Here is a 23,604-nt window from a genome sequence, read left to right on the forward strand (position 1 = left end):
GACTTATCGAGCCGCGTCGACGCGGACCTTCACAGGCTGTGGATCGGTGCCGTCCAGTCGCACGGCGTGATTCTCGGTGGTGATGAACAGCAGTTTGCCATCGACTTCAATGCGCGCATTGATCGAATAACGGTGATTGGGCTCGATCTTCTGAGGGTCGTAGCTCAGGTGGAACGGCAGCGGTACCTGGCCTTTGACTGGGCCACGTTGTTCATCGATGACCTTGGCCGGGGCATCAGCGAGTGTGATGTCCTGGAGGCTGACGCTGAGGACCGCCGTCGGTGGCAGTGCGATGCGTTGCAGGTAGAAGACTTCGCCGTCGAGGCTGGCTTTAGCGGCAGGCTGCATTGACTGGCAGGCTCCCAGCAGAGCAGTCATGGCTAGAAGAGAGAGTTTTTTCATCGCAGATCTCCAATTAATGTGGAAGCGAGCAAGCCCGCTCCCACATTAGATTTACATCAGGTCTCGGGTTTTGCCACAGGTTGGTCGGCCGCATCTTCACTGCGATGCAACGCCACCTGGCGGATCGATAGGCGAATCTCTGCCGGCAACACCCGTTTCGCCGCGCCCTCGGCCAGTTCGCCGAGCAGTTCGTGGTAGCCCAGCTTGCCGGCCTCGTCGCGCTTGAACACCTCGAGATCGAGCATAGTCTGGATGAAGTGGCGGAACAGGCTCTTATCGAAGAACTCCGGGGCGTTGAGGCCATGCAGGATCGAAAGGCGCTGGGCCATGACCGTGCACAGGTCCTCCAGTTCTTCGGCGCTGATGCTGTTCTGGCCGCTGTTGAGCAGCAGGGAAACGGTCATGTAGAAACGCTGCAAGGTCTGGGCGATGCTTTTCGACAGCAGCGTCAGCAGCACGAAATGCCGCGAACTCGGCGCCGGACGCAGGTAAACGTCGTTCTCGAAGCGCAGCAGGCCTTGTTCGACGAACGCCTCCAGCCATTGATCGATCACCCCGTCCAGTTCGTCCAGCGACCAGCGAATGAACAGCTCTGCTTGCAGGTACGGGTACAGCGCGCGGGTGTAGCGCAGGATCTGTTCGCGGCTCATGCGCGATGCGCTCTGGAAGAAACTTGCCAGTAGCGCCGGCAGTGCGAAGATGTGCAGCACGTTGTTACGGTAGTAGGTCATCAGGACGGCATTCTGCTCGTCCAGATAGAGAATCTTGCCCAGGGCATCGCTCTGCTCGGACAGCAGATCCATATCCTTCACATGTTCGATCAGTGCCCGACCGTCACCCTCAGGCAGCGTGGTGTGCGGCGAGTACGGCACCCTGCGCAATAGTGCCAGATAGAGGTCGAGTACCCGCGCCATGGCGCGATCGTCCAGCGCCAGGCGGCTGGTGGACAATAGCGCCAGCGCTACGAGGTTGACCGGGTTGATCGCTGCTGCTTCGTTCAGATGCTGCGCGACTTTTTCACCGAGGCGGTTGGTGGTTTCATTGAGCCAGGCCGGTTTGAACTGCGGACCGAGTTCCTGTTTACGCCAGTCCGGTTGTTCGCTGTCGAGGAACTCCGCCAGTTTGATCGGCTCGCCGAAGTTCACGGCCACCTGGCCGAAACGCTGCTTGAGTGCACCGATGACTTTGAAGATGTCGAAGATCGATTCCTTCTTCTTGCTTGCCCCACGCAATTCACCCAGATAAGTGCGACCTTCCAGCACGCGCTCATAGCCGATGTACACCGGTACGAACACGATCGGCATGCGCGAGGAGCGCAGGAAACTGCGCAGGGTGATCGCCAGCATCCCGGTTTTCGGTTGCAACATGCGCCCGGTGCGCGAGCGGCCGCCTTCGACGAAGTACTCCACCGGGAAGCCCTTGGTGAACAGGGTGTGCAGGTATTCATTGAACACCGAGGTGTACAGCGGGTTGCCCTTGAAGGTGCGGCGCATGAAGAACGCGCCGCCACGGCGCAGCAGGCCGCCGATCCCGGGCATGTTCAGGTTGATCCCGGCGGCGATGTGCGGTGGGGTCAGGCCGTTGCGGAACAGCAGATAGGACAGCAGCAGGTAGTCGATGTGGCTGCGGTGGCAGGGCACATAGATCACTTCATACCCCGGGGCGACCTTTTGCACGCCTTCGATGTTGTTGACCTTGATACCGTCGTAGATCTTGTTCCAGAACCAGCTCAGCACCACTTCCATGAAGCGGATCGCGGTGTAGGTGTAGTCCGAGGCGATTTCGTTACCGTAGCGCAGGGCCTGGGCCTTGGCTTTCTCCGGGGAGATGTTTTCGCGCTCGGCTTCGTCGAGGATCGCCTGCTTGACCAGCGGCTGGTTGACCAGGCCTTTGACCAGATTGCGCCGGTGGGAAATGTCCGGGCCGATCACGGCCGCTTTCAGATTGCGGAAATGCACCCGCAGGATGCGTTGGGCCATGCGCACGGTGCGCTCGTGGCCCTTGTTGTGCTCGATCAGCTCGCGCAGATGGATGGGCGCGGAGAACTGCACGCGGGTCTTGCGACCCAGCACGATGATGCTGAGCAAGCGACGCAGACGCCCGGTAACCGCCCAACTGTCGGCGAACAGCAGCTTCCACGGGCTCGATTCGCTGTCCGGCGACTGACCCCAGAACACGCTGACCGGAATGATCTGCGCGTCTTCGGCGGCGTTCTGGCTCAGGGCGCCGACCAGGCGGGTCAGGGTCGGCGGCGCCCCGCGTTTGTCCTGGCGACCGAGCCAGTCCGGGTCCGGCGTCAGGTAGAAGAACGCCGCCGGTTCCAGCAGGCTACCCACCGACACCGGCAGCACCGGGCGTGGCAGGCCGGCCTTGCTGCATTCGGCGTCGACCACGGCGAGGTCGGTCAGCGAAGGATTTTGCAGGACGTAGAACACCGGGCGACTGCGGTCGAGGTTGAGGGTGAACGACGACTGGTTGATCGTCTCCGAGCGAACCCAGAGGTACAACAGTCGGCGCAGGGTACCAAACACTAGACGGCGGAGCGGGGAACGGGTCATACGGCATCTGCATGAGTGAATGAAAAAAACCGAGCGTTTGCTCGGGAGCGCGTTAGTGTGCCGGATTCGCCGAAAATCGGCAAAAAAGCGGCAATCAAAGTGCTATTGAGAGATTAAACGTCTGACATATACTCGGCGCTCTGTCGCCGCTGCCCTTCATGGGACGGCATGTGCAGGCTGACGTTCCGAGGCTTTCCTGCGAAAAGCCCGATCAATAATAAAAAGGGAGTATGAACAGATGGCAACACGTGAAACCGGCAACGTGAAGTGGTTCAACGACGCCAAGGGCTACGGCTTCATTCAGCGTGCGGACGGGGTGGATGTGTTCGTGCACTACCGCGCGATTCGCGGTGAAGGCCACCGTTCACTGACCGAAGGCCAGCAGGTCGAATATGCGGTGGTGGAAGGGCAGAAGGGGTTGCAGGCTGAGGATGTGGTGGGGCTTTAAACCCAATCTTCAGAACACAAAAAACAATGTGGGAGCGAGCCTGCTCGCGAAAGCGGTGGATCAGTCGACATCAATGTTGAATGACTCACCGCCTTCGCGAGCAGGCTCGCTCCCACAGTTGGTTTGTGTACGGTCTTAAGCCGTTTTCCAGGTGATTTCTTCTTCACCATCGGCACTGATGCGAATCCAGCGATCAGCCGTCTCCTCACCTTCTTCCTCGACCCAACTGCCCGGCGCGCAACGCACTTCGACGTTCAGTGCGGCAAACGCAGCGCGGGCGCAGGCGATGTCGTCCTCCCACGGGGTCTGGTCACTTTCCAGGTACAGGCTGTTCCATTTTCCTACGGCCTTGGGCAACCAGGTCACCGGCACGTCACCGGCCTTGCACTTGTAGGTCTGGCCTTTCTGCACCCAGTCGGTGCACGGGCCCAATGCCTCGCCAAGCCAGGCGGAAACGGCCTTGTGATCGACGTCGGCGTCTTTCAGGTAAATCTCGATATCGGGTTGGCGCATGGATGTCCTCACTGCGTGTCTGAAAAATCCATTCGCGGATTTAGCCGGTCCTGGGCCATTGCCCAAGACCAAAATGTGTAATTACTGAAGAACAAAATAATCGTAGCGCATCGAGACGGTGACCTCGAATGGCTCCGCCTGTTCGATGACCGCTTCCCGGCGTTCGGCACTGGCACGCCAGCCGTGGGGCGTCATGGCCAGCAGGTTCGCCCGGTCCTGACCGCTGCTAAGCGTCAATTTGAATTCCAGGGTTTCACTGTGCTTCAACGCCATGCCTTCAGGCACCAGGGCCAGATGCTTGTCGTCGGTGTACTCCCGGACTTCGTCGTACAGCCGCTCGCGCAGTTCCATCAGGTGGCCGCTGGTCGGTCCGACTTTCATCAGGCCGCCGCCGGGGCTTAGCAGACGCTTGGCTTCGTTCCAATCCAGTGGACTGAAAACGCTGGCCAGGAACTGGCAGCTGCTCGACGCCAGTGGCACGCGGGCCATGCTGGCGATCAACCAGGTCAACCGCGGGTTGCGTTTGCAGGCGCGTTTGACCGCCTCGCGAGAGATGTCCAGGGCGTAACCATCGGCGTCCGGCAAGGCCTCGGCGATTTGCGCGGTGTAGTAACCCTCGCCACAACCGATGTCGACCCAGCGCTGCGGCGCATAGCTGGCCGCCAGTTCCGCCAGCCGCCTGGCCACCGGCGCATAGTGCCCGGCGTTCAGAAAGTCGCGGCGGGCTTCGACCATTGCCTGGTTATCCCCAGGGTCACGGCTGTTCTTGTGTTGCACCGGCAACAGGTTCAAGTAACCCTGGCGCGCACGGTCGAAACGATGCCCGGCGGGGCAGGCCACGCCGTTGTCTACCGCATTGAGCGGTTCGTTGCAGATCGGGCAAGCGAGCATCAGGCAAGCAACTTGATCAGGGTCTGGTAGTAGATTTCGGTCAGCACATCGAGATCGGCTGCCAGCACGCGTTCGTTGACCTGGTGAATGGTCGCGTTGACCGGCCCCAGTTCGACCACTTGCGTGCCCATGGTCGCAATGAAGCGCCCGTCGGAGGTGCCACCACTGGTGGACGCCTTGGTGTCGCGGCCGGTGATGTCCTTGATGCTCGACGATACCGCGTCGAGCAGCGCGCCCGGTTCGGTGAGGAACGGCAGGCCGGATAGCGCCCAGTCGATGTGCCAGTCCAGGCCATGTTTGTCGAGGATGTCGGCGACGCGCTTCTGCAGGCCTTCGACAGTGGACTCGGTGGAGAAGCGGAAGTTGAACACCGCCACCAGGTCACCCGGAATCACGTTGGTCGCGCCGGTGCCGGAGTTGACGTTGGAGATCTGGAAACTGGTCGGCGGGAAGAAATCGTTGCCATGGTCCCAATGCTCGGCGGCAAGTTCCGCCAAAGCCGGGGCAGCGAGGTGGATCGGGTTTTTCGCCAGGTGCGGGTAGGCCACGTGGCCCTGCACGCCGCGCACGGTCAGCTTGGCGCCAAGGGAGCCGCGACGGCCGTTTTTGACCACATCACCCACCAGGGTGGTGCTCGACGGTTCGCCGACAATGCACCAGTCCAGACGCTCCTTGCGCGCGGCCAGGCGTTCAACCACCGCCTTGGTGCCGTGGTGTGCCGGACCTTCTTCGTCGCTGGTGATCAGGAAAGCGACCTTGCCCTTGTGATCCGGGTAGTCGGCGACGAAACGCTCGGCCGCCACGGTCATGGACGCGAGGCTGCCTTTCATGTCGGCCGCGCCACGACCGCAGAGCATGCCGTGCTCGTCGATGACGGCGTTGAACGGATCGATCTGCCAGGCGGTCACCGGACCGGTCGGCACCACGTCGGTGTGACCGGCGAAGCACAGCACCGGACCGTCGTGTTTGCCGTGGGTGGCCCAGAAGTTATCCACATCTTCGATGCGCATTGGCTCAAGCATAAAACCGGCATCGCCCAGGCGCTGCATCATCTGCTTCTGGCAATCGGCGTCGACGGGCGTCACGGACGGACGGCGGATCAGATCGATGGCGAGTTGAAGGGTCGGCGAAAGGTCGGCGTGGGCCGTCATGGAAAACTCCGGAAAACTTGAATATGGGCGCGGACTGAATGTGGAAGCCAGCAGGCTGGCTCCCACAGGGATGGATATCACGCCAAGCCCCGCAAAATGGCGGTTATCTTAAAGCAAAACGGCGACCATTGGCCGCCGTTTAGTGCATCGGTGAAGATTTAGACCGCTGGCGCCGTTTCGGTTTCGGCGGTCGGTTTCGGCAGCGACGACAGGAACGCCATGATCAGCGCCGCCAGGTAAGGCAGCGACTGCACCAGCAACATGGCCACCCAGAAGCGCATGTCGTTGCTCGGCATGCCATTGACCAGGAAGATCCCCAGCGCCGCGCCCCACAGCAACAGCATGATGAACAGCTCTTCCCGGGCTTCCGAGATCGCCACCCAGAAACCGTGGTTGTCGGCATTCTTCGGCGTGCGGAAAAACGGAATGCTGCTGGTGAAGAAACCGTACAGCACCGCTTTGGCGATGGTGTGCGACAAGGCAAGTCCCGCCAGTGCCGCGCAGAACGCATCCTTCAGGTTCACGCCCACCGCGCGACGGTAGAGGAAGATGATCTTGCCGACCTTGAACACGAACAGCGCCAGCGGCGGGATTGCGAAAATCAACAGCGGCGGATCGACCCGTTGCGGCACGATGATCATCGCCGCCGACCACAGCAATGCGCCGACGGTGAAGAAGATATTCATGCCGTCCGCCACCCACGGCAACCAGCCCGCGAGGAAGTGATAGCGCTGGCCGCGGGTCAGCTCGGTGTCCTTGCCGCGCAGCAGGCTGCGGGTGTGACGCTTGATGATCTGGATCGCGCCATAGGCCCAGCGGAAGCGCTGTTTCTTGAAGTCGATGAAGGTATCGGGCATCAAACCTTTGCCGTAGCTGTCGTGGTAATACGCCGCCGACAGGCCTTTTTCGAAGACCCGCAGGCCCAGCTCGGCGTCTTCGCAGATGCACCAGTCGGCCCAGCCCAGTTCTTCGAGCACCGAGCGACGGGTCATGGTCATGGTGCCGTGCTGGATGATTGCGTCACGGTCGTTGCGCGTCACCATGCCGATATGGAAGAAGCCTTTGTATTCCGCGTAGCAGAGCTTCTTGAAGGTGCTTTCGTTCTGGTCGCGGTAGTCCTGCGGCGACTGCACCACGGCGATTTTCGGATCGGCGAAGTGCGGCACCATGTGCTTGAGCCAGTTCGGATGCACGCAGTAATCGGAGTCGATCACCGCGATTACCTCGGCATCCTTGGCGGTGTGCGGGATCAGGTAGTTCAGTGCACCGCCCTTGAAACCGGCCAATGGCGCGACGTGGAAGAACTTGAAGCGCGGGCCCAGGGTTTCGCAATAATCACGCACCGGCTCCCACACCGCCGGGTCCTTGGTATTGTTGTCGATGATCAGGACTTCAAAGTCCGGATAGTCGAGGTTCGCCAAGGCGTTGAGGGTCTGTTTGACCATCTCCGGCGGCTCGTTATAGCAGGGCACATGAATCGAGACTTTCGGTCGATAGTTCGAATCGCCGACCACTGGCAGGAATTCCCGGCGCCGCTTGTGGATCCAGACTGCTTCGGCCAGTTCGTGGGCTTCGGTCAGCAACACGATGAACACCCCGAGCGCGCCGAGGGCGAGCAGGAAACCCACCGTCAGGCTGAACCAGGTGCTGTATTGCTGGCTGTAGTCGTAGCCGATCCATACCAGAACCGAACCGCAGAGGAACGCAATAAAGGTCAGGAAGGTACGGCCACGTTGGCGCAAGGCCGAGCCGTCAATCATCAGCAGGGTCAGCGACAGCAGAGCCAGTACTACCGAGCCGATGGCCAGCACGCGCCATTGCGGAATGGCGACCACCGGGCCTTCGAAGTTGAATTTCTGCTGGCGCGCGGCGTTGAACACACCCCAATACGCGCCCACCGAACCTTCGTCACTGACTTTCCACGGCTGGTCGAAGGCTTCAATCACGAAGTAGTTGAAACCCTGGCGGTTGAGCTTGTTGACCAGGGTTCGCAGGTAAATCGCCTGGTCCGCCGGCGACGCGTCGGCGCCGCCGCGCATGCGGCCATTGCTCGGCCAGCCGACTTCGGACAGCAGCAACGGTTTTTTCGGGAACATCTTCTTCAGGTCGCGGGCGCGGTCGAGGACGAACTGCCCAGCCTTGTCCATCGGAATGAATTCCCAGTAAGGCAGAACGTGCGCGGCGATCAGGTCGACGTGCTTGGCCAGTTCCGGGTGTTCTTCCCAGACGTGCCACTGCTCGGAGGTGGTCACCGGCACCTTCACCGCAGCGCGGACGCGATCAAGGATCACGCTCAGTTCGGCTGCGGTGATTTCCTTACGGAAAATGGCTTCGTTACCGACAACCACGCGGACTACGCTGCGCGAAGAATTGGCGATTTCGATGGCGCGGGTGATTTCCCGTTCGTTGCGTTCCTGATCCGGACTGATCCAGATCCCCAGTGTCACCCGCAGGCCGAATTCTTCCGCCAGTTTGGGGATGTTCTCCAGCGTGCCGTCGACCGAGTAAGTACGGATGTTGTCCGTCAGCTTGCTCATGATCTCCAGGTCGCGACGCATCTGATCGTCGGTCGGATACTGTTCTTTTTGAGGGAATTGACCCTGCTGGAACGGCGAATACGAGAAGCCGGAGATTTGCTCAGGCCAGTTGGGCGTGGTGACCGGGCGATTGATCAGCGCCCAGAAGCCGGTAAACAAGGCAGCGATGGCGAGCACCACCACCAGGTTGAGTCCAAATTTACGCGATGACATAGCTATTTCGGGTTCCAAAGGCTGTGGAACGAGGGAACGATCGGCTGCCGCCAAGAGGGCGCGCATCCTACACCGGTAATTCACTGAACGTACATCGGACAGGGAAATGCCGGACATTGGGCAATCCAAGTCGATTTAAGTTCTTTCGTTAGAGCTCGAAGGATAAATCTTCGTTCGATGCAGTTTCATGGACGATATCCGGTCATAGCGCAATGATGTGCTTGACGCCCGACGGCCCTATAATGCGCGCCGGTTTTTTAGGTAATGGTCATGAGTACAGAAGATCCGCGGTTTGCTGGCATCGCCCGTTTGTATGGCGTCGAAGGGCTCGAGCGTCTGCGCGCCGCCCATGTGGCGATCGTTGGCGTGGGTGGCGTCGGCTCTTGGGCGGCGGAAGCCATGGCCCGTTGCGGTGTGGGCGAGATTTCGCTGTTCGACCTCGACGACGTTTGCGTCAGCAACGCCAACCGTCAGTTGCATGCGCTGGATAGCACGGTCGGCAAACCCAAGGTCGAGGTAATGGCCGAGCGTCTGCGCGGGATCAACCCGGATTGCACGGTGCACGCGGTGTCGGATTTCGTCACCCGCGAAACCATGGCCGAATACATCACCCCGAACATCGACTGCGTGATCGACTGCATCGACAGCGTCAACGCCAAAGCGGCGCTGATCGCCTGGTGCAAACGCCGCAAGATCCAGATCATCACCACCGGCGGCGCGGGCGGGCAGATCGACCCGACGCTGATCCAGGTCTGCGACCTGAACCGGACCTTCAACGACCCGTTGGCCTCGAAAGTACGCTCCACCTTGCGCCGCGACTATGGTTTCTCTCGAACTGTGACCCGCCATTACAGCGTGCCGTGCGTGTTTTCCACTGAGCAATTGCGCTACCCGAAACCGGACGGCAGCATTTGCCTGCAGAAGAGTTTTGTCGGCGACGGCGTGAAACTCGACTGCGCCGGAGGCTTTGGCGCGGTGATGATGGTGACGGCGACGTTCGGCATGGTCGCGGCGACCAAGGCCGTGGACAAGATTGTGGCGGGGGTACGGCGGCCGGCGGATCGGGTCAAGCCTCAGGCTTGATGGGTGTGGCTGATGGCCTCTTCGCGGGCAAGCCCGCTCCCACATAGGAATGCTTTCCCTTGTGGGAGTGAGCCTGCTCGCGAAGGCGATTATCCAGCCAACTCATTCATCCGCTGAAGCACTGCATTCAAGCCATTGCTGCGTGACTGAGATAAGTGCCGACCCAGCCCCAATTGATTGAACCAGTCCGCCAAATCCACCTGCTGCAGCTCGGCCGCGGACAACCCGTTGACCCGCGCCAGCAGCAACGCCACCAAGCCGCGAATCAAGCGTGCATCGCTGTTGGCCCTGAACAGCCAGCGGCCATTCTGCAACTCGCCCACCAGCCACACCTGGCTTTCACAACCGTGCACCCGATTGGCCTCGCACATGTCCACATCGTTCAACGCGGGCAGACGTTCGCCCCACTGCATCAACAGGCGCGTCCGTTGTTCCCAGCCTGGTGCTTTCTGAAAGGCTTCCAATGCGTTCACGGCCTCGACAGGCAAGCTCATCGCAGCAACTCCAGCGCGTGATCCAGCGCTTCAAAGAACCGTTCCAGATCTTCGGAATCGTTGTACAACGCCAACGACACCCGAATCGCCCCGGCCAGGTGCAGGCTTTTGAGCAGCGGCATAGCGCAATGATGGCCGGCGCGCACTGCGATTCCTTGTTCGGTCAGTAAATGCGCCAGATCCGAGTTATGCACACCGTCAATGGTAAAACTGGCCAGCGCCACTTGCGGCTTGCCCAGCAGGCGGATGCCATTGCGCGCTTCCAGGCCCTTGAGCAAGTAATCATGCAGCGCCGCTTCGTGGGCAGACACGGCGTCCTGATCGAGCCCCGCGAGGTAATCCAGGGTCGCGCCCAGGCCGATTACGCTGGCGATCGGCGGCGTGCCTGCCTCGAAACCCAGCGGTGCGGGACGAAATCGGGCGTCCTGGTAGTTGGCGTCCAGCACCATCTCGCCACCGAACTGCCAGGGACGCAACTGTTGCAGGGCTTCTTTGCGTCCGAACAACACGCCCAGGCCATCAGGGCCGTAGAGTTTGTGACTGGAAAACACATAGAAGTCACACCCCAGCGCCTGCACGTCATGCCGGCCATGGACCACGCCCTGGGCGCCGTCGATCACGGTCAGGGCGTTATGCGCCTTGGCCATCGCCAGTAGCGCGGGCAGGGGTTGCCAGGCGCCGATCACGTTGGACAACTGGCTGACCGCCAGCAGGCGCGTGCGTGGGCCGATCAACCCTGTAGCGGCTTGAAGGTCGATCCTGCCATTGGCATCCAATGGCAGGATCACCAGTTTCAGCTCGCGACGGTGGGCCAGTTGCTGCCACGGCAGCAGGTTGGCGTGATGCTCCAGGGCGCTGATGACAATCTCATCGCCCGGATGGAATAGAGGTTCCAGGCCATAAGCCAAGAGGTTCAGCGCAGATGTCGCGCCATGGGTGAAGATAATCTGCCCGCGGTCACCGGCATTGAGCCATTGCGCGGCTTTGCGACGGCTGTCCTCGAACGCCTGGGTGGCGTGGGCGCCTGGCAGGTGTTGCGCCCGATGCACATTGGCCGCGCCGTTGGCGTAGTAATGCGCCAGGGCATCCAGCAGGGCTTGAGGTTTTTGCGTGGTGGCGGCGTTGTCCAGATAGGTCTGGTCTTGCCGTTGCAGAGCGGCGATGGCCGGAAAATCGGCGCGCCAGGGGGAGGCAATCATCATGGTGTTCGGCCTTTACGCCTGACACTGTGGAAGCGAACCTGCTCGCGAAGGCGTCCTTGAGGTCGCCGAAAAGCTTCGCGAGCAGGCTCGCTCCCACAGTTGGTCGTGTAACGCTTAGTTGTGAGCGTGCAGCGCTTCGTTCAGTTCGATGGCCGATTTGTGGGTTTTGCATTCCACGGCACCGGTTTCCGAATTGCGGCGGAACAGCAGGTCGGTCTGACCGGCCAGTTCACGAGCCTTCACGACTTTGACCAACTGGTTTTTCTCGTCCAGCAGCGCCACTTTGGTACCGGCGGTGACGTACAGGCCCGACTCGACGGTGTTGCGGTCGCCCAGCGGGATACCGATACCGGCGTTGGCGCCGATCAGGCAGCCTTCGCCGACCTTGATCACGATGTTGCCACCGCCCGACAGGGTACCCATGGTCGAGCAACCGCCACCCAGGTCCGAACCCTTGCCGACGAATACGCCAGCGGATACGCGGCCTTCGATCATGCCCGGGCCTTCGGTGCCGGCGTTGAAGTTGATGAAACCTTCGTGCATCACAGTGGTGCCTTCGCCCACGTAGGCGCCCAGGCGCAGACGTGCCGCATCGGCGATACGCACGCCGGCCGGAACCACGTAGTCGGTCATTTTCGGGAACTTGTCCACCGAGAACACTTCCAGCAGCTCGCCGCGCAGGCGTGCTTCGAGCTGATGCTCGGCCAGCTCGGCCAGATCGATGGCGCCCTGGCTGGTCCAGGCCACGTTCGGCAGCAACGGGAAGATGCCGGCCAGGTTCAGACCGTGTGGCTTGACCAGGCGATGGGACAGCAGGTGCAGCTTGAGGTAAGCCTCAGGGGTGGACGACAGCTGAGCGTCTTCGGCCAGCAGGGTGGCGACCAGCGGCTTGTGGCTCTCGGCCAGACGGGTCAGCAGGGCAGCCTGGGTTGCATCGACGCCTTTGACGGCTTCAGCCAGTTGCGATGCCTGGGCGGTGGTGAAGGCGATGGCCTGATTGCCTTCGCTGTAACCCAGAATCGGCGCGATGGCAGCGACCAGTTCGGCCGACGGGTTGAGCAATGGCTGAGCGTAAAACACTTCCAGCCATGCGCCTTGACGGTTTTGAGTGCCGACACCAAAGGCCAGGCTGAACAGGGTAGTGGACATGGTGATACCTCTAACAAATTGAAACGGGCCGCTTACTTCAGAGCTGCCGCGTAGATATCTGGCTTGAAGCCAATCAGGGTTCGTTCACCGAGATCGAGCACCGGGCGCTTGATCATCGAAGGTTGTGCGAGCATCAGTTCGATGGCTTTCGACTGGTCGAGATCGGCTTTGCGTTCGTCGTCGAGCTTGCGAAAGGTCGTGCCTGCACGGTTCAACACCACTTCCCAGCCGTGCTCGTTGCACCATTGGGTCAGGTGTTCACGGTCGATACCGACCGCCTTGTAATCATGAAAGTCATAGCTGACAGCGTGTTCATCGAGCCAGGTGCGCGCCTTTTTCATGGTGTCGCAGGCTTTGATGCCGAAAAGGTGCAACGTTTTGCTTGAAACGGTCAAGGAATCGCCCCCTTTACAGGTGCTGGAGAAAAAGGTGTCGGATTATGCCATGACCGGACGGTTTCGCGGCGGCCGTGGTCGGGTTTGTATTTGTGCCAAGGCATAAAACCTGTGGGAGCGAGCCTGCTCGCGAAGACGGCGGCACATCCAACTTCAATGTGGCGCTCAGTTCGCATTCGTCGGAACGCTGCTCGGAGCCGGCTCGCCCCCATAGGGATTACCGTGACCACGTGCGACATTGGTGCAAGGGTCAGAGCGCAGTCTAAGCGGCTAATATGACGCCTCAATGCTGTCGATTTTCCGGGAACCCCGCTTTATGCAAACCGCTTATACCGTCCTGATCATGCTCATGTTGGTTGGCGTTTCGCGCCTGATCGGACGGGTGATTCCGCTGCCGTTGCCCTTGGTGCAGATTTCCGCTGGCGCCTTGCTTGCCTGGCCGACGCTCGGTCTGCATGTGGCACTTGATCCGGAGTTGTTTCTCTTTCTGTTCCTGCCGCCGCTGTTGTTTTCCGACGGCTGGCGCATGCCCAAGCGTGAGTTCTGGCGTTTGCGCGGACCAATCCTGACGCTGGCGGTGGGCTTGGTGCTGTTTACCGTGGTCGGTGCCGGGTACTTCATTCACTGGTTGCTGCCAAGCATCCCGCTGCCGGTGGCGTTTGCCCTGGCGGCGGTGTTGTCGCCCACGGATGCCGTGGCGGTTTCGGCGATCTCCCAGAACCGCCTGCCGACACCCTTGATGCACATGCTGCAAGGCGAGGCGTTGATGAACGATGCCTCCGGTCTGGTGACCTTCAAGTTTGCCCTGGCAGCGGCGGTGACTGGCGTGTTCTCGCTGACCAACGCCAGCGTGACCTTCGTGCTGGTGGCGGTCGGTGGCCTGGCCATCGGTGTGGCGTTGAGCTGGCTGGTCGGGCGCTTGCGCTCGTGGATGATTGCCCGCGGTTGGGATGACCCGGCGACCCACGTCGTATTCATGTTGTTGCTACCGTTTGCCGCTTACGTACTGGCCGAGCGCGTGGGCGCATCGGGCATTCTGTCGGCGGTGGCGGCGGGGATGATGCAAAGCTGGCTTGATCTGCTTCCCCGCCAGACCAATACCCGTTTGCTTAACCGCAGCGTTTGGTCATTGCTGGAGTTCGCCTTCAACGGCTTGATCTTCCTGCTGCTGGGCTTGCAGTTGCCGGACATCATCAAGGCTGTGGCCAGTCACGAACCTTCCTTGTGGCCGACACTGCTTTATCGCTGCCTGGATGTGCTGGCGATTTTCCTGGTATTGCTGGTGTTGCGGTTTGTCTGGGTGCAAAGCATATGGCGCCTGTCCATTTTTGTTCGGCGCTTGCGCGGCAAGGACGAGATCACCCGGGTGCCGAGCGCGCGCTCCTGCTGGTTGCTGACCGTCGGTGGCGTGCGAGGTGCGGTGACGCTGGCGGGTGTGATGTCGGTGCCGATGCTCATGGGCGGCGGCGCATTTCCCGAGCGCGATCTGCTGATCTTCATTGCCGCCGGGGTAATTTTGTTGTCATTGATTGCCGCCTGCATCGCCTTGCCGTTGCTGCTGCGGGGTATCGAGAAAAGCCCCGACGACAAACGCCGCAACGAAGTGCGCGACGCCTGGCGCAAGACCGCCGAGGCTGCCATCCATGCGCTGGAAGCCGAGGAGGTCAATCCGCAGGACGCCACTCAGGCGGCGCTGGCGGCCGAACTCAAGGCGCGGATCATGTCCGAGTATCGCCATCAACTGGAAGTGTTCAACGATTCTGCCGAAGCCCAGGCCCTGGCGTTCCAGATGGATCTGCTGGAGCGGCGGTTACGCTTGAAGGCGCTGCGGGCGCAGCGCCTGGAATTGTACAGCCTCAGCCGCCAGCACCAGATTGGCGATGACGTGTTGCGTGAGGTGTTGGCGGAGCTGGATTTGAGCGAGGCTAACCTCGGTCAGGTGAAATAACACCTGACCCTGGCTCCTGCAGGTCCGTGTTTATTTTCGGCGCTGGATGAAATCCCGAATCCGCTCGGCAGCCTCGACACATTCAGCCAACGGCGCAACCAGCGCCATGCGCACACGCCCGGCACCCGGATTGACGCCATCCACATCCCGCGACAGGTAAGACCCCGGCACCACCGTCACATGCTCCTGCTCAAACAGGTCGCGGCAGAAGGCTGCATCGTCACCGGCCACATTCGGCCACAGGTAGAAACTGCCATCGGGGCGTTGTACGTCGAGGACCGGGCTGAGGATTTCCAGTACGGCGTCGAATTTCTCGCGATACAGCGCCCGGTTGGCGCGCACGTGCACTTCGTCGTTCCACGCCGCCACGCTGGCCAGTTGCGTCTGAACCGGCATCGCGCAGCCGTGGTAGGTGCGATAGAGCAGGAAGCCTTTGAGGATGTCCGCATCGCCGGCGACGAAACCGGAACGCAGGCCCGGCAGGTTGGAGCGTTTGGACAGGCTGTGGAATACCACGCAGCGCTTGAAGTCCTTGCGGCCCAGTTCCGCGCAGGCGCTGAGCAGGCCCGGCGGCGGGGTTTGTTCGTCGAAGTACAGTTCGCTGTAGCACTCGTCCGCGGCAATCACGAAGTCATGTTCGTCGGCCAGGGCGATCAGTTTTTTCAGGGTTTCGACCGGGATCAACGCGCCGGTCGGGTTACCTGGTGAACACAGGAACAGGATCTGGCAGCGCTTCCAGATGTCCGGCGACACCGCATCGAAATCCGGGTTGAAGCCGTTTTCATCCAGGCACGGCAGGTAATGCGGCTTGGCCCCGGCGAGAAAGGCTGCCCCTTCGTAGATCTGATAGAACGGATTCGGGCTGACCACCAGTGCGTCATCGCCACGATTGACCACGGTCTGGGTGAAGGCGAACAGGGCTTCACGGGTGCCATTGACCGGCAGCACGTTGCGCGCCGGGTCAATCCAGCCGTTCGGGACGTTGAAACGACGTTCACACCAGGCAGCGATGGCTTCGCGCAGCTCCGGGATACCGAGGGTGGTCGGGTACACCGCCATCTTTTCCAGATTACTGGCCAGGGCTTCGGCGACGAAGCTCGGCGAACGGTGCTTCGGCTCGCCAATGGACAACGCGATAGGACGTTTGTCCGGGTTGGGCGTGACGCTACCGAGCAGGGCGCGGAGTTTCTCGAACGGGTAGGGCTGGAGCTGGGACAAAGCGTTGTTCATGGGGGCCTCTTGTAGGGGAGCGGGCTTGCTCGAGTGTCAGTCCGGGCGCAAAACCTGTGGGGGCGAGCCTGCTCGCGAAGGGTGGCAGTTCAACATCCTTGTGTGCTGATCCCCCGCTTTTGCGAGCAGGCTCGCTCCCACATTGGGTAAATAGGCCCATTCCCACAATGGAGAAGTGGGGGTGATTCAGATACTGATGCGCGACAGTTTGATATCGGGTTCCTGGTTGACGCTCAGTTGTTCAACGATCGCATCCTGCAGGCGGCTGCACAGCTGTGGATCGGACAGCGGTTGATTGTTGGCGTCGGTGATGAAGAACACGTCTTCCACGCGTTCGCCGAGGGTGGCGATCTTGGCGTTCTGCAACGACAGGTCGAACTCCAGGAAGATCGTGCCGATCCGCGCCAGCAGACCAGGGCGGTCGGGGGCTGTCAGCTCCAGCACTGTCACCGGGCGCTGCGCATCGTTGTGGATGGTCACCTGCGGTGCGAAGGCGAAATGCTTGAGCTGGCGCGGTACCCGTCGCTGGATGATCGTTGGGTAGTCGTCCGGGTTGCGCAAGGCTTCGGTCAGGCCGTCGCGGATTTGCTTGACCCGCGCCGGGTTATCGCCGATCGAGTCGCCGTCGGTGTCGAGCACGATGTAAGTGTCGAGGGTGAACTGGCTGCTGGAGGTGATGACCCGGGCATCGTGGATGTTCAGGTTGAGCTGGTCCATTGCGGCCACGGTTACGGCGAAGAAGTCGTGCTGGTCCGGCGCGTAGATGAAAATCTGCGTACCACCCTCGAATTCCCGTTGCGTGGTTTCCTTGATCAGCACCAGCGGCCCGCCGTCGGCTGGTTGCTGGAGGATCGCTTCGGTGTGCCAGGCGACGTCGCCGGCGGTATGACGCAGGAAGTAGTCATCACCCAACTGTGCCCACAATTGCTCGACATCGTCCGGATCGGTGCCGCCTCGCACCAGGATGTCCAGCGCGGCGCTTTGGGTCTGGCGGATCTGCTCTTCGCGGTCCACCGGGTTTTCCAGGCCGCGTCGCAATGCGCGTTTGGTCTCTGTGTAGAGCTGACGCAACAGGCTGGCGCGCCAGGAGTTCCAGAGCGTCGGGTTGGTGGCGTTGATGTCGGCCACGGTCAGCACATACAGATAGTCGAGATGAGTTTCGTCACCGATGATCTGCGCGAAATCGTGGATCACCTGCGGGTCGGACAAATCCTTGCGCTGGGCGGTGGTCGACATCAGCAAATGGTTCTGCACCAGCCAGACGATCAGGCGGCTGTCCCACACGGGGAGCTGGTGACGCTGGCAAAACGCCTCAGCGTCCACGGCGCCGATTTCCGAGTGATCGCCATGCCGGCCCTTGCCAATATCGTGATACAGGCCGGCCAGGTAGATCAATTCGGGCTTGGGTAGCTTGCCCATGAGTTTGCTGGCCAGCGGGAATTTTTCCGACACCTGGGTGTACTGCAACTTACGCAGGTGTTTGATCAGGTTCAGGGTGTGCGCATCGACCGTATAGATGTGAAACAGGTCGTGCTGCATCTGGCCGACGATGAACCCGAACTCCGGCAGATAACGTCCAAGGATGCCGTAACGGTTCATCCGGCGCAGGTTGCGGTGGATGCCGATCTTGCACTTGAACAGTTCAATGAACAGGCTGGTGTTGCGGATGTCGTTGCGGAAATCGTCGTCGATCAGGTGGCGGTTTTCCCGCAACAGACGAATGGTGTCGGCGCGTACGCCTTTGATTTCCGGCTGTTGGGCCATCAGCACAAAGATTTCCAGCATGGCAAACGGGGTGCGACGGAACACGTTGTCGTTGCGCGCCTCGATGTAACCATCGTGCAGCTGGAATCGCGAGTTGATCGGCTGTGGCGGCGCCTCATCTTCCGGCGCGAGGATGACTTCCTCAAAGTGCTGGATGATCAGGTCACTAAGCTGGGCAATGCTCATCACCACCCGATAATACTGCTGCATGAAGTTTTCGACGGCCTGCTTGGCGTCGTCGCCTTCGAATCCCAGCAGCTTGGCAATGGTGCGCTGGTGATCAAACAGCAGGCGGTCTTCGGCGCGCCCGGCGAGCATGTGCAGGGCGTAGCGCACTTTCCACAGAAACTCCTGGGAGGAGGCCAGCAGGGCGTTTTCGCTCTCCACGAGGAAGCCTTCGCCCGCCAGTGCCCGCAGGTTCAGGGTGCCGTACTCGCGACGGGCCACCCAGAGAATCGTCTGGATATCCCGCAGACCGCCAGGCGAACCTTTGACGTTGGGTTCCAGGTTGTATTCGGTGTCGTTGTACTTGTGGTGGCGGGCCTTCTGCTCGGCGCGTTTGGCCAGGAAGAAGTCCTTGCTCGGCCACATGTGCGCCGTGCTGGTGACATCCAGCATGCGCTGGCGCAGGTGCTCCGGCCCTGTGATGGTGCGGCTCTCCATCAGGTTGGTCACCACCGTCAGGTCGGCGCGGGCCTCGACGGCGCACTCTTCGACCGAACGCACGCTCTGACCGACTTCCAGGCCGATGTCCCACAGCAGCGTCAGAAAGCGCTCGATGGAGTCGCGGAAAACTTCATGGTCGGCGCTGTCCAGCAGGATCAGCAAATCGATGTCGGAGTAAGGATGCAGCTCGCCGCGACCGTAGCCGCCCACCGCCACCAGTGCGATATCGGCGTCTTCACTCCAGTTGAACTGCTCCCAGGCCTTCTGCAGGATGTTGTCGACGAACCAGGCGCGATCCTCGATCAACCGGCGAATGTCCCGGCCGCTGCGAAAGCGCCCGTCGAGGACCTCGCGAGCCTGGCGGATCGCCTTCTTGAAGGCCGCGATCGGGCTTGCCTTCAGGGCCAGTTCAGCCTGGAACTGGCCGCGGTCGAAGAGTTCAGGATCCACCTGCGGCATCGATTGGCTTTCCTCTATAGGGCTGGGAACTGTACGGTTGGATCAGGCCGATACACGCGCGATGGTGTCATCGCTGCGCAAGGTGAAGATCTCGTAACCGGTCTCGGTCACCAGCAGGGTGTGTTCCCACTGTGCCGACAGCTTGCGGTCCTTGGTGATTGCAGTCCAGCCGTCACCCAGCACTTTGGTGTCGGCGCGGCCCTGGTTGATCATCGGTTCGATGGTGAAGGTCATTCCGGCCTTCAGTTCCATGCCGGTGCCGGCGCGGCCGTAGTGCAGGATCTGCGGTTCTTCGTGGAAGACTTTACCGATGCCGTGGCCACAGAACTCGCGAACCACCGAGAAACCATTCTTCTCGGCGTGTTTCTGGATCACTTCGCCGATATCGCCCAGGCGGCAGCCCGGCTTGACCAGTTGAATGGCCTTGTACATGCATTCCTGGGTCACTTGGGACAGGCGTTCGGCCCAGACCGGCACGGTACCGACGTGGAACATGCGGCTGGTGTCGCCGTGGTAACCGTCTTTGATGACGGTGACGTCGATGTTCAGGGTGTCGCCATCCTTCAGCGGTTTCTCGTTCGGGATGCCGTGGCAGACCACGTGGTTGATCGAGGTGCAGATGGACTTTGGGAAGCCCTTGTAGTTGAGTGGGGCAGGGATGGCTTTCTGCTCGTTGACAATATAGTCGTGGCAGATGCGGTCGAGTTCTTCGGTGGTCACGCCCGGTTTGACATGTTCGGCGATCATTTCCAGCACATCGGCGGCCAGTTTGCCGGCGATGCGCATTTTTGCGATGTCCTCGGGGGTTTTGAGGTTGACGGTCATACAGGCTCTCTCTGCGCTCGGCGGCGCTTTACAAACGGAATGGGCATTGCGCGATCGAATTCGCGGCCCTGAAAAACGCGATTCTAACAGACGAGCAGCGCAATTCGGGGCCTCTGTACATCGCTTCTCCCTATAGAATGGTGCATTCTGGGCCGATTCCAAGGGGCGGGATGTCACGCCCGCCTGGATTTCAGAATCCGGGTTCCGTTTTTCCCTGCCCTGTGATATAAAATGCGCCGCTTTCCGGGGATGCCCCGAAAAGCCTAAATCCACACACGTGTCGACACGATGACCTGGGTGCCTTCAGCTGATGCTGCTGGTTGGTCATTGGGATACGTGGAGGCCAAACCCGACTTATTAAGGAACTATCATGTCCCAAGTCAACATGCGCGATATGCTGAAGGCCGGTGTGCACTTCGGTCACCAGACCCGTTACTGGAACCCGAAAATGGGTAAATACATTTTCGGCGCGCGTAACAAGATTCACATCATCAACCTTGAAAAAACCCTGCCAATGTTCAACGAAGCTCTGACTTTCGTAGAGCGTCTGGCCCAGGGCAAAAACAAGATTCTGTTCGTCGGCACCAAGCGTTCCGCTGGCAAGATCGTTGCTGAAGAAGCAGCACGCTGCGGTTCGCCGTACGTCGATCACCGCTGGTTGGGTGGCATGCTGACCAACTTCAAAACCATCCGTGCTTCCATCAAGCGTCTGCGTGACCTTGAAGTACAAGCCGAAGACGGTACTTTCGCCAAGCTGACCAAGAAAGAAGCGCTGATGCGCTCCCGTGACCTGGAAAAGCTGGATCGTTCCCTGGGTGGTATCAAGGACATGGGCGGTCTGCCAGACGCTCTGTTCGTTATCGACGTTGATCACGAGCGCATCGCGATCACCGAAGCCAACAAGCTGGGCATCCCGGTTATCGGCGTAGTCGATACCAACAGCAGCCCGGAAGGCGTTGACTACATCATCCCGGGCAACGATGACGCAATCCGCGCTATCCAGCTGTACATGGGTTCGATGGCTGACGCTGTTATCCGTGGTCGCAACAACGTTGCTGGCGGTACCGAAGTGTTCGTTGAAGAAGCTCCGGCAGCTGCAGCTGAGTAATTGACGCCCTGGCGTTGACTCAGTAAGCAAAAAGGGGGCTTGGCCCCCTTTTTGCCACCTCGAAAACCATTTGTCGGCGCCCACTGCCTTATTTGTCATGTGCGGCAGCTAACAAGGGTGGTTCGGGAAGAATTGAACGCCCGTTCGATCGGGTGGAATGGTTGATAACCTATCCAAGAGGAATTTTGAAATGGCAGAGATTACTGCAGCGTTGGTCAAAGAACTGCGCGAGCGTACCGGCGAAGGCATGATGGATTGCAAAAAGGCCTTGACCAAGGCTGGCGGCGACATCGAGAAAGCCATTGATGACATGCGTGCTTCGGGCGCCATCAAGGCAGCCAAGAAAGCAGGCAACGTTGCCGCTGAAGGCGCCATCGCCATCAAGGCTGACGACAAGTCCGCCGTACTGCTGGAAGTGAACTCGCAGACCGACTTCCTGGCCCTGCAAGACGACTTCAAGAACTTCGTTGCTGCCAGCGTAGAAAAAGCCTTCGCCGAAAAACTGACCGACGCAGCTCCGCTGATCGCCGCTCAGGAATCGGCTCGTGAAGCCCTGGTGGCCAAAGTTGGCGAAAACGTCAACATCCGTCGCCTGGTGCGCGTAGAGGGCGACGTTGTCGGCACCTACCTGCACGGTAACAAGATCGGTGTTGCTGTTGTCCTGAAGGGCGGCGACGTCCAGCTGGCCAAGGAAATCGCCATGCACGTGGCGGCAAGCAACCCTGAGTTCCTGCTGCCATCGCAGGTTTCGCCAGAAGCCATCGAGCGCGAAAAGGGCGTCTTCATGTCTTTGAACGAAGACAAGATGAAAGGCAAGCCAGCTGAAATCGTCGAGAAGATGATCGCTGGCCGTATCACCAAGTTCCTGGCCGAAGCCAGCCTGGTCGAGCAAGCTTTCGTCATGAACCCGGAAGTCACCGTTGGTGCTCTGGCCAAGAAAGCCGGCGCTGAAATCGTTTCCTTCACCTACTTCAAGGTTGGCGAAGGCATCGAGAAGCCAGTTGACAACTTCGCTGAAGAAGTTGCTGCACAGCTGGCTGCCGCCAAGCAATAAGACGGTTTTATAACTGTCGCCCTGAAGAGGCTGCCCGCTCACGCGCGCAGCCTCTTTTCAGATGGGCCGCCAATTTTTATTGGTTTCCTATTGGAACTGGCTTACAAAGCCATGTTCCGATGGCGCTGAAGCAGCGCCACGCTAGAGTGAGCGCCAGCTGAAAACAGCTCGCAAAGAATTTTTAAAATACGCCGCAGGAGAGATTCGCAATGGCTCAGCAGGGCAGTGGTTATCAGGCTCGCTATAAACGCATTCTACTCAAACTTAGCGGCGAGGCCCTGATGGGCTCGGAAGAGTTCGGGATCGATCCAAAGGTTCTGGATCGCATGGCGCTGGAAGTCGGTCAACTGGTCGGCATCGGTGTTCAGGTCGGTCTGGTGATCGGCGGCGGCAACCTGTTCCGCGGGGAAGCCCTGAGCAAGGCTGGCATGGATCGGGTCACCGGTGACCACATGGGCATGCTGGCCACTGTGATGAACGCCCTGGCCATGCGCGATGCGCTGGAACGTGCCAATATCTCGGCCATCGTGATGTCGGCCATTTCCATGGTAGGCGTGACCGATCATTACGATCGTCGCAAGGCCATGCGCCACCTGAACTCCAAGGACGTGGTAATTTTCGCTGCCGGTACCGGCAACCCGTTCTTCACCACGGATTCGGCGGCCTGCCTGCGTGCGATCGAAATCGATGCCGATGTCGTGCTCAAGGCAACCAAGGTCGATGGCGTCTACACCGCTGACCCGTTCAAAGACCCGCATGCCGAGAAGTTCGATCATCTGACCTACGATGAAGTGCTGGATCGCAAGCTGGGTGTTATGGATCTGACGGCCATTTGCCTGTGTCGCGACCATAAGATGCCGTTGCGCGTATTTAACATGAACAAGCCCGGCGCCCTGCTGAACATCGTGCATGGCGGCGCTGAAGGGACCCTGATCGAGGAAGGCCAACAATGATCAATGAAATCAAGAAAGACGCTCAAGAGCGCATGCAGAAATCCGTGGAATCGCTGGCGCACAACTTCGGCCGTATTCGTACCGGCCAGGCGCACCCAAGCATTCTGGAAGGTGTGATGGTGCCTTACTACGGTGCCGATACCCCCATCAAACAAGTGGCGAACATCACTGTTAAAGACGCCCGTACCCTGCAAGTCGTTGCCTTTGAGCGCAACATGCTGGGTGCCGTCGACAAGGCCATCGGTAGCGCCGGTCTGAACCTTAACCCGACCAACCTGGGTGAGTTGTTGCTGATCTCCATGCCTGCCCTGACCGAAGAAACCCGCAAGGGCTTCACCAAGCAGGCTCGCGATGTTGCCGAAGACGCTCGTGTTGCCGTGCGCAATATCCGTCGTGATGCAAACAGCCAGCTCAAGGATCTGGTCAAGGAAAAAGAGATCAGCGAAGACGAAGAGCGTCGCGCTACAGGCGAAATCGATGATTTGACCAAAAAGTTCGTGGCCAAGATTGACGCAGATCTGGCGCAGAAAGAAAAAGACCTGATGGCCGTATAAGGGTCAC

At 60.1% G+C, this 23,604-nt stretch carries 20 protein-coding genes; 7 read left to right on the forward strand and 13 right to left on the reverse strand.

The window, feature by feature from the left end:
* Positions 1-3: 3 nt before the first annotated feature.
* Complete coding sequence (locus tag AC07ZE_RS06665; RefSeq protein ID WP_207262586.1) at positions 4-402, reverse strand: YbaY family lipoprotein; 399 nt, start codon at positions 400-402, stop codon at positions 4-6.
* Between the two features lie 56 nt (positions 403-458).
* On the reverse strand, positions 459-2,960 hold the full coding sequence (gene plsB / locus AC07ZE_RS06670) for a glycerol-3-phosphate 1-O-acyltransferase PlsB (protein ID WP_207262593.1): 2,502 nt from the start codon (positions 2,958-2,960) through the stop codon (positions 459-461).
* A 238-nt stretch (positions 2,961-3,198) separates the two neighbouring features.
* On the opposite strand from plsB, the gene AC07ZE_RS06675 reads away from it, so the two are divergent.
* On the forward strand, positions 3,199-3,408 hold the full coding sequence (locus AC07ZE_RS06675) for a cold shock domain-containing protein (RefSeq protein ID WP_019647794.1): 210 nt from the start codon (positions 3,199-3,201) through the stop codon (positions 3,406-3,408).
* Positions 3,409-3,543: 135 nt separating this feature from the next.
* Here the strand turns inward: AC07ZE_RS06675 and AC07ZE_RS06680 are convergent, their stop codons facing one another.
* The 4 genes from AC07ZE_RS06680 to AC07ZE_RS06695 form a co-directional block, all read right to left on the reverse strand.
* The gene (locus tag AC07ZE_RS06680; RefSeq protein WP_207262595.1) at positions 3,544-3,921 is read right to left on the reverse strand and encodes a hypothetical protein; all 378 of its coding nucleotides are present in this window, start codon (positions 3,919-3,921) and stop codon (positions 3,544-3,546) included.
* A gap of 81 nt (positions 3,922-4,002) precedes the next feature.
* Positions 4,003-4,812, reverse strand: a complete 810-nt coding sequence (locus AC07ZE_RS06685; protein ID WP_207262598.1) for a putative RNA methyltransferase — start codon at positions 4,810-4,812, stop codon at positions 4,003-4,005.
* Positions 4,812-5,963 carry a succinyl-diaminopimelate desuccinylase gene (gene dapE, locus AC07ZE_RS06690; protein ID WP_207262606.1) on the reverse strand — a complete coding sequence of 384 codons (1,152 nt, stop codon included), beginning with the start codon at positions 5,961-5,963 and terminating at the stop codon, positions 4,812-4,814. The genes AC07ZE_RS06685 and dapE overlap by 1 nt, the downstream gene beginning before the upstream one ends.
* A gap of 158 nt (positions 5,964-6,121) precedes the next feature.
* Positions 6,122-8,713, reverse strand: coding sequence for a glycosyltransferase (locus AC07ZE_RS06695; protein WP_095197102.1), 2,592 nt, complete (start codon positions 8,711-8,713; stop codon positions 6,122-6,124).
* 264 nt (positions 8,714-8,977) lie between these two features.
* Between AC07ZE_RS06695 and tcdA the strand changes: the two genes are divergently transcribed.
* Complete coding sequence (gene tcdA, locus AC07ZE_RS06700; RefSeq protein ID WP_207262608.1) at positions 8,978-9,796, forward strand: tRNA cyclic N6-threonylcarbamoyladenosine(37) synthase TcdA; 819 nt, start codon at positions 8,978-8,980, stop codon at positions 9,794-9,796.
* Positions 9,797-9,885: 89 nt separating this feature from the next.
* Here tcdA and AC07ZE_RS06705 read toward each other — a convergent pair whose 3' ends face one another.
* The 4 genes from AC07ZE_RS06705 to AC07ZE_RS06720 form a co-directional block, all read right to left on the reverse strand.
* Complete coding sequence (locus AC07ZE_RS06705; protein ID WP_207262610.1) at positions 9,886-10,290, reverse strand: SufE family protein; 405 nt, start codon at positions 10,288-10,290, stop codon at positions 9,886-9,888.
* The gene (locus tag AC07ZE_RS06710) at positions 10,287-11,492 is read right to left on the reverse strand and encodes an aminotransferase class V-fold PLP-dependent enzyme (protein WP_207262612.1); all 1,206 of its coding nucleotides are present in this window, start codon (positions 11,490-11,492) and stop codon (positions 10,287-10,289) included. Before AC07ZE_RS06710 ends, AC07ZE_RS06705 begins: the two co-directional genes overlap by 4 nt.
* Before the next feature lie 114 nt (positions 11,493-11,606).
* The gene (gene dapD / locus AC07ZE_RS06715) at positions 11,607-12,641 is read right to left on the reverse strand and encodes a 2,3,4,5-tetrahydropyridine-2,6-dicarboxylate N-succinyltransferase (RefSeq protein ID WP_095197098.1); all 1,035 of its coding nucleotides are present in this window, start codon (positions 12,639-12,641) and stop codon (positions 11,607-11,609) included.
* Positions 12,642-12,673: 32 nt separating this feature from the next.
* Complete coding sequence (locus AC07ZE_RS06720) at positions 12,674-12,982, reverse strand: arsenate reductase (RefSeq protein ID WP_404940886.1); 309 nt, start codon at positions 12,980-12,982, stop codon at positions 12,674-12,676.
* 370 nt (positions 12,983-13,352) lie between these two features.
* Between AC07ZE_RS06720 and AC07ZE_RS06725 the strand changes: the two genes are divergently transcribed.
* Positions 13,353-14,984, forward strand: coding sequence for a Na+/H+ antiporter (locus tag AC07ZE_RS06725; protein ID WP_207262620.1), 1,632 nt, complete (start codon positions 13,353-13,355; stop codon positions 14,982-14,984).
* 30 nt (positions 14,985-15,014) lie between these two features.
* Here the strand turns inward: AC07ZE_RS06725 and dapC are convergent, their stop codons facing one another.
* From dapC to map, 3 genes are all read right to left on the reverse strand, one after another.
* Positions 15,015-16,214, reverse strand: a complete 1,200-nt coding sequence (dapC, locus tag AC07ZE_RS06730) for a succinyldiaminopimelate transaminase (protein WP_207262622.1) — start codon at positions 16,212-16,214, stop codon at positions 15,015-15,017.
* Positions 16,215-16,400: 186 nt separating this feature from the next.
* The gene (locus AC07ZE_RS06735) at positions 16,401-19,103 is read right to left on the reverse strand and encodes a [protein-PII] uridylyltransferase (protein WP_207262624.1); all 2,703 of its coding nucleotides are present in this window, start codon (positions 19,101-19,103) and stop codon (positions 16,401-16,403) included.
* Between the two features lie 42 nt (positions 19,104-19,145).
* On the reverse strand, positions 19,146-19,928 hold the full coding sequence (map, locus tag AC07ZE_RS06740) for a type I methionyl aminopeptidase (protein ID WP_207262626.1): 783 nt from the start codon (positions 19,926-19,928) through the stop codon (positions 19,146-19,148).
* Positions 19,929-20,298: 370 nt separating this feature from the next.
* Here map and rpsB point away from each other — a divergent pair, with 370 nt between their 5' ends.
* From rpsB to frr, 4 genes are all read left to right on the forward strand, one after another.
* Entirely contained in the window at positions 20,299-21,036 is a 738-nt protein-coding gene (rpsB, locus tag AC07ZE_RS06745; protein ID WP_008057307.1) for a 30S ribosomal protein S2, read from the forward strand.
* Positions 21,037-21,226: 190 nt separating this feature from the next.
* The gene (gene tsf / locus AC07ZE_RS06750) at positions 21,227-22,090 is read left to right on the forward strand and encodes a translation elongation factor Ts (protein WP_075946741.1); all 864 of its coding nucleotides are present in this window, start codon (positions 21,227-21,229) and stop codon (positions 22,088-22,090) included.
* Between the two features lie 209 nt (positions 22,091-22,299).
* Positions 22,300-23,043 carry a UMP kinase gene (pyrH, locus tag AC07ZE_RS06755; RefSeq protein ID WP_003222124.1) on the forward strand — a complete coding sequence of 248 codons (744 nt, stop codon included), beginning with the start codon at positions 22,300-22,302 and terminating at the stop codon, positions 23,041-23,043.
* A complete protein-coding gene (gene frr, locus AC07ZE_RS06760) occupies positions 23,040-23,597 on the forward strand; it encodes a ribosome recycling factor (protein WP_095197092.1) in 558 nt (185 codons plus the stop codon). The genes pyrH and frr overlap by 4 nt, the downstream gene beginning before the upstream one ends.
* The last annotated feature ends 7 nt before the right edge of the window (positions 23,598-23,604 follow it).

The organism is Pseudomonas sp. GW101-3H06 (assembly GCF_059424605.1).

Bases quoted from the DNA above. Each gene is read 5' to 3' on its own strand.
- pyrH (WP_003222124.1), top strand. From the start codon at position 22,300: ATGGCTCAGCAGGGCAGTGGTTATCAGGCTCGCTATAAACGCATTCTA.
- dapD (WP_095197098.1), bottom strand. From the start codon at position 12,641: ATGTCCACTACCCTGTTCAGCCTGGCCTTTGGTGTCGGCACTCAAAAC.
- AC07ZE_RS06705 (WP_207262610.1), bottom strand. From the start codon at position 10,290: ATGAGCTTGCCTGTCGAGGCCGTGAACGCATTGGAAGCCTTTCAGAAA.
- AC07ZE_RS06720 (WP_404940886.1), bottom strand. From the start codon at position 12,982: ATGAAAAAGGCGCGCACCTGGCTCGATGAACACGCTGTCAGCTATGAC.
- AC07ZE_RS06675 (WP_019647794.1), top strand. From the start codon at position 3,199: ATGGCAACACGTGAAACCGGCAACGTGAAGTGGTTCAACGACGCCAAG.
- tsf (WP_075946741.1), top strand. From the start codon at position 21,227: ATGGCAGAGATTACTGCAGCGTTGGTCAAAGAACTGCGCGAGCGTACC.
- plsB (WP_207262593.1), bottom strand. From the start codon at position 2,960: ATGACCCGTTCCCCGCTCCGCCGTCTAGTGTTTGGTACCCTGCGCCGA.
- AC07ZE_RS06695 (WP_095197102.1), bottom strand. From the start codon at position 8,713: ATGTCATCGCGTAAATTTGGACTCAACCTGGTGGTGGTGCTCGCCATC.
- AC07ZE_RS06725 (WP_207262620.1), top strand. From the start codon at position 13,353: ATGCAAACCGCTTATACCGTCCTGATCATGCTCATGTTGGTTGGCGTT.
- AC07ZE_RS06685 (WP_207262598.1), bottom strand. From the start codon at position 4,812: ATGCTCGCTTGCCCGATCTGCAACGAACCGCTCAATGCGGTAGACAAC.
- dapC (WP_207262622.1), bottom strand. From the start codon at position 16,214: ATGAACAACGCTTTGTCCCAGCTCCAGCCCTACCCGTTCGAGAAACTC.
- AC07ZE_RS06665 (WP_207262586.1), bottom strand. From the start codon at position 402: ATGAAAAAACTCTCTCTTCTAGCCATGACTGCTCTGCTGGGAGCCTGC.
- frr (WP_095197092.1), top strand. From the start codon at position 23,040: ATGATCAATGAAATCAAGAAAGACGCTCAAGAGCGCATGCAGAAATCC.
- tcdA (WP_207262608.1), top strand. From the start codon at position 8,978: ATGGTCATGAGTACAGAAGATCCGCGGTTTGCTGGCATCGCCCGTTTG.
- dapE (WP_207262606.1), bottom strand. From the start codon at position 5,963: ATGACGGCCCACGCCGACCTTTCGCCGACCCTTCAACTCGCCATCGAT.
- rpsB (WP_008057307.1), top strand. From the start codon at position 20,299: ATGTCCCAAGTCAACATGCGCGATATGCTGAAGGCCGGTGTGCACTTC.
- AC07ZE_RS06710 (WP_207262612.1), bottom strand. From the start codon at position 11,492: ATGATGATTGCCTCCCCCTGGCGCGCCGATTTTCCGGCCATCGCCGCT.
- AC07ZE_RS06680 (WP_207262595.1), bottom strand. From the start codon at position 3,921: ATGCGCCAACCCGATATCGAGATTTACCTGAAAGACGCCGACGTCGAT.
- AC07ZE_RS06735 (WP_207262624.1), bottom strand. From the start codon at position 19,103: ATGCCGCAGGTGGATCCTGAACTCTTCGACCGCGGCCAGTTCCAGGCT.
- map (WP_207262626.1), bottom strand. From the start codon at position 19,928: ATGACCGTCAACCTCAAAACCCCCGAGGACATCGCAAAAATGCGCATC.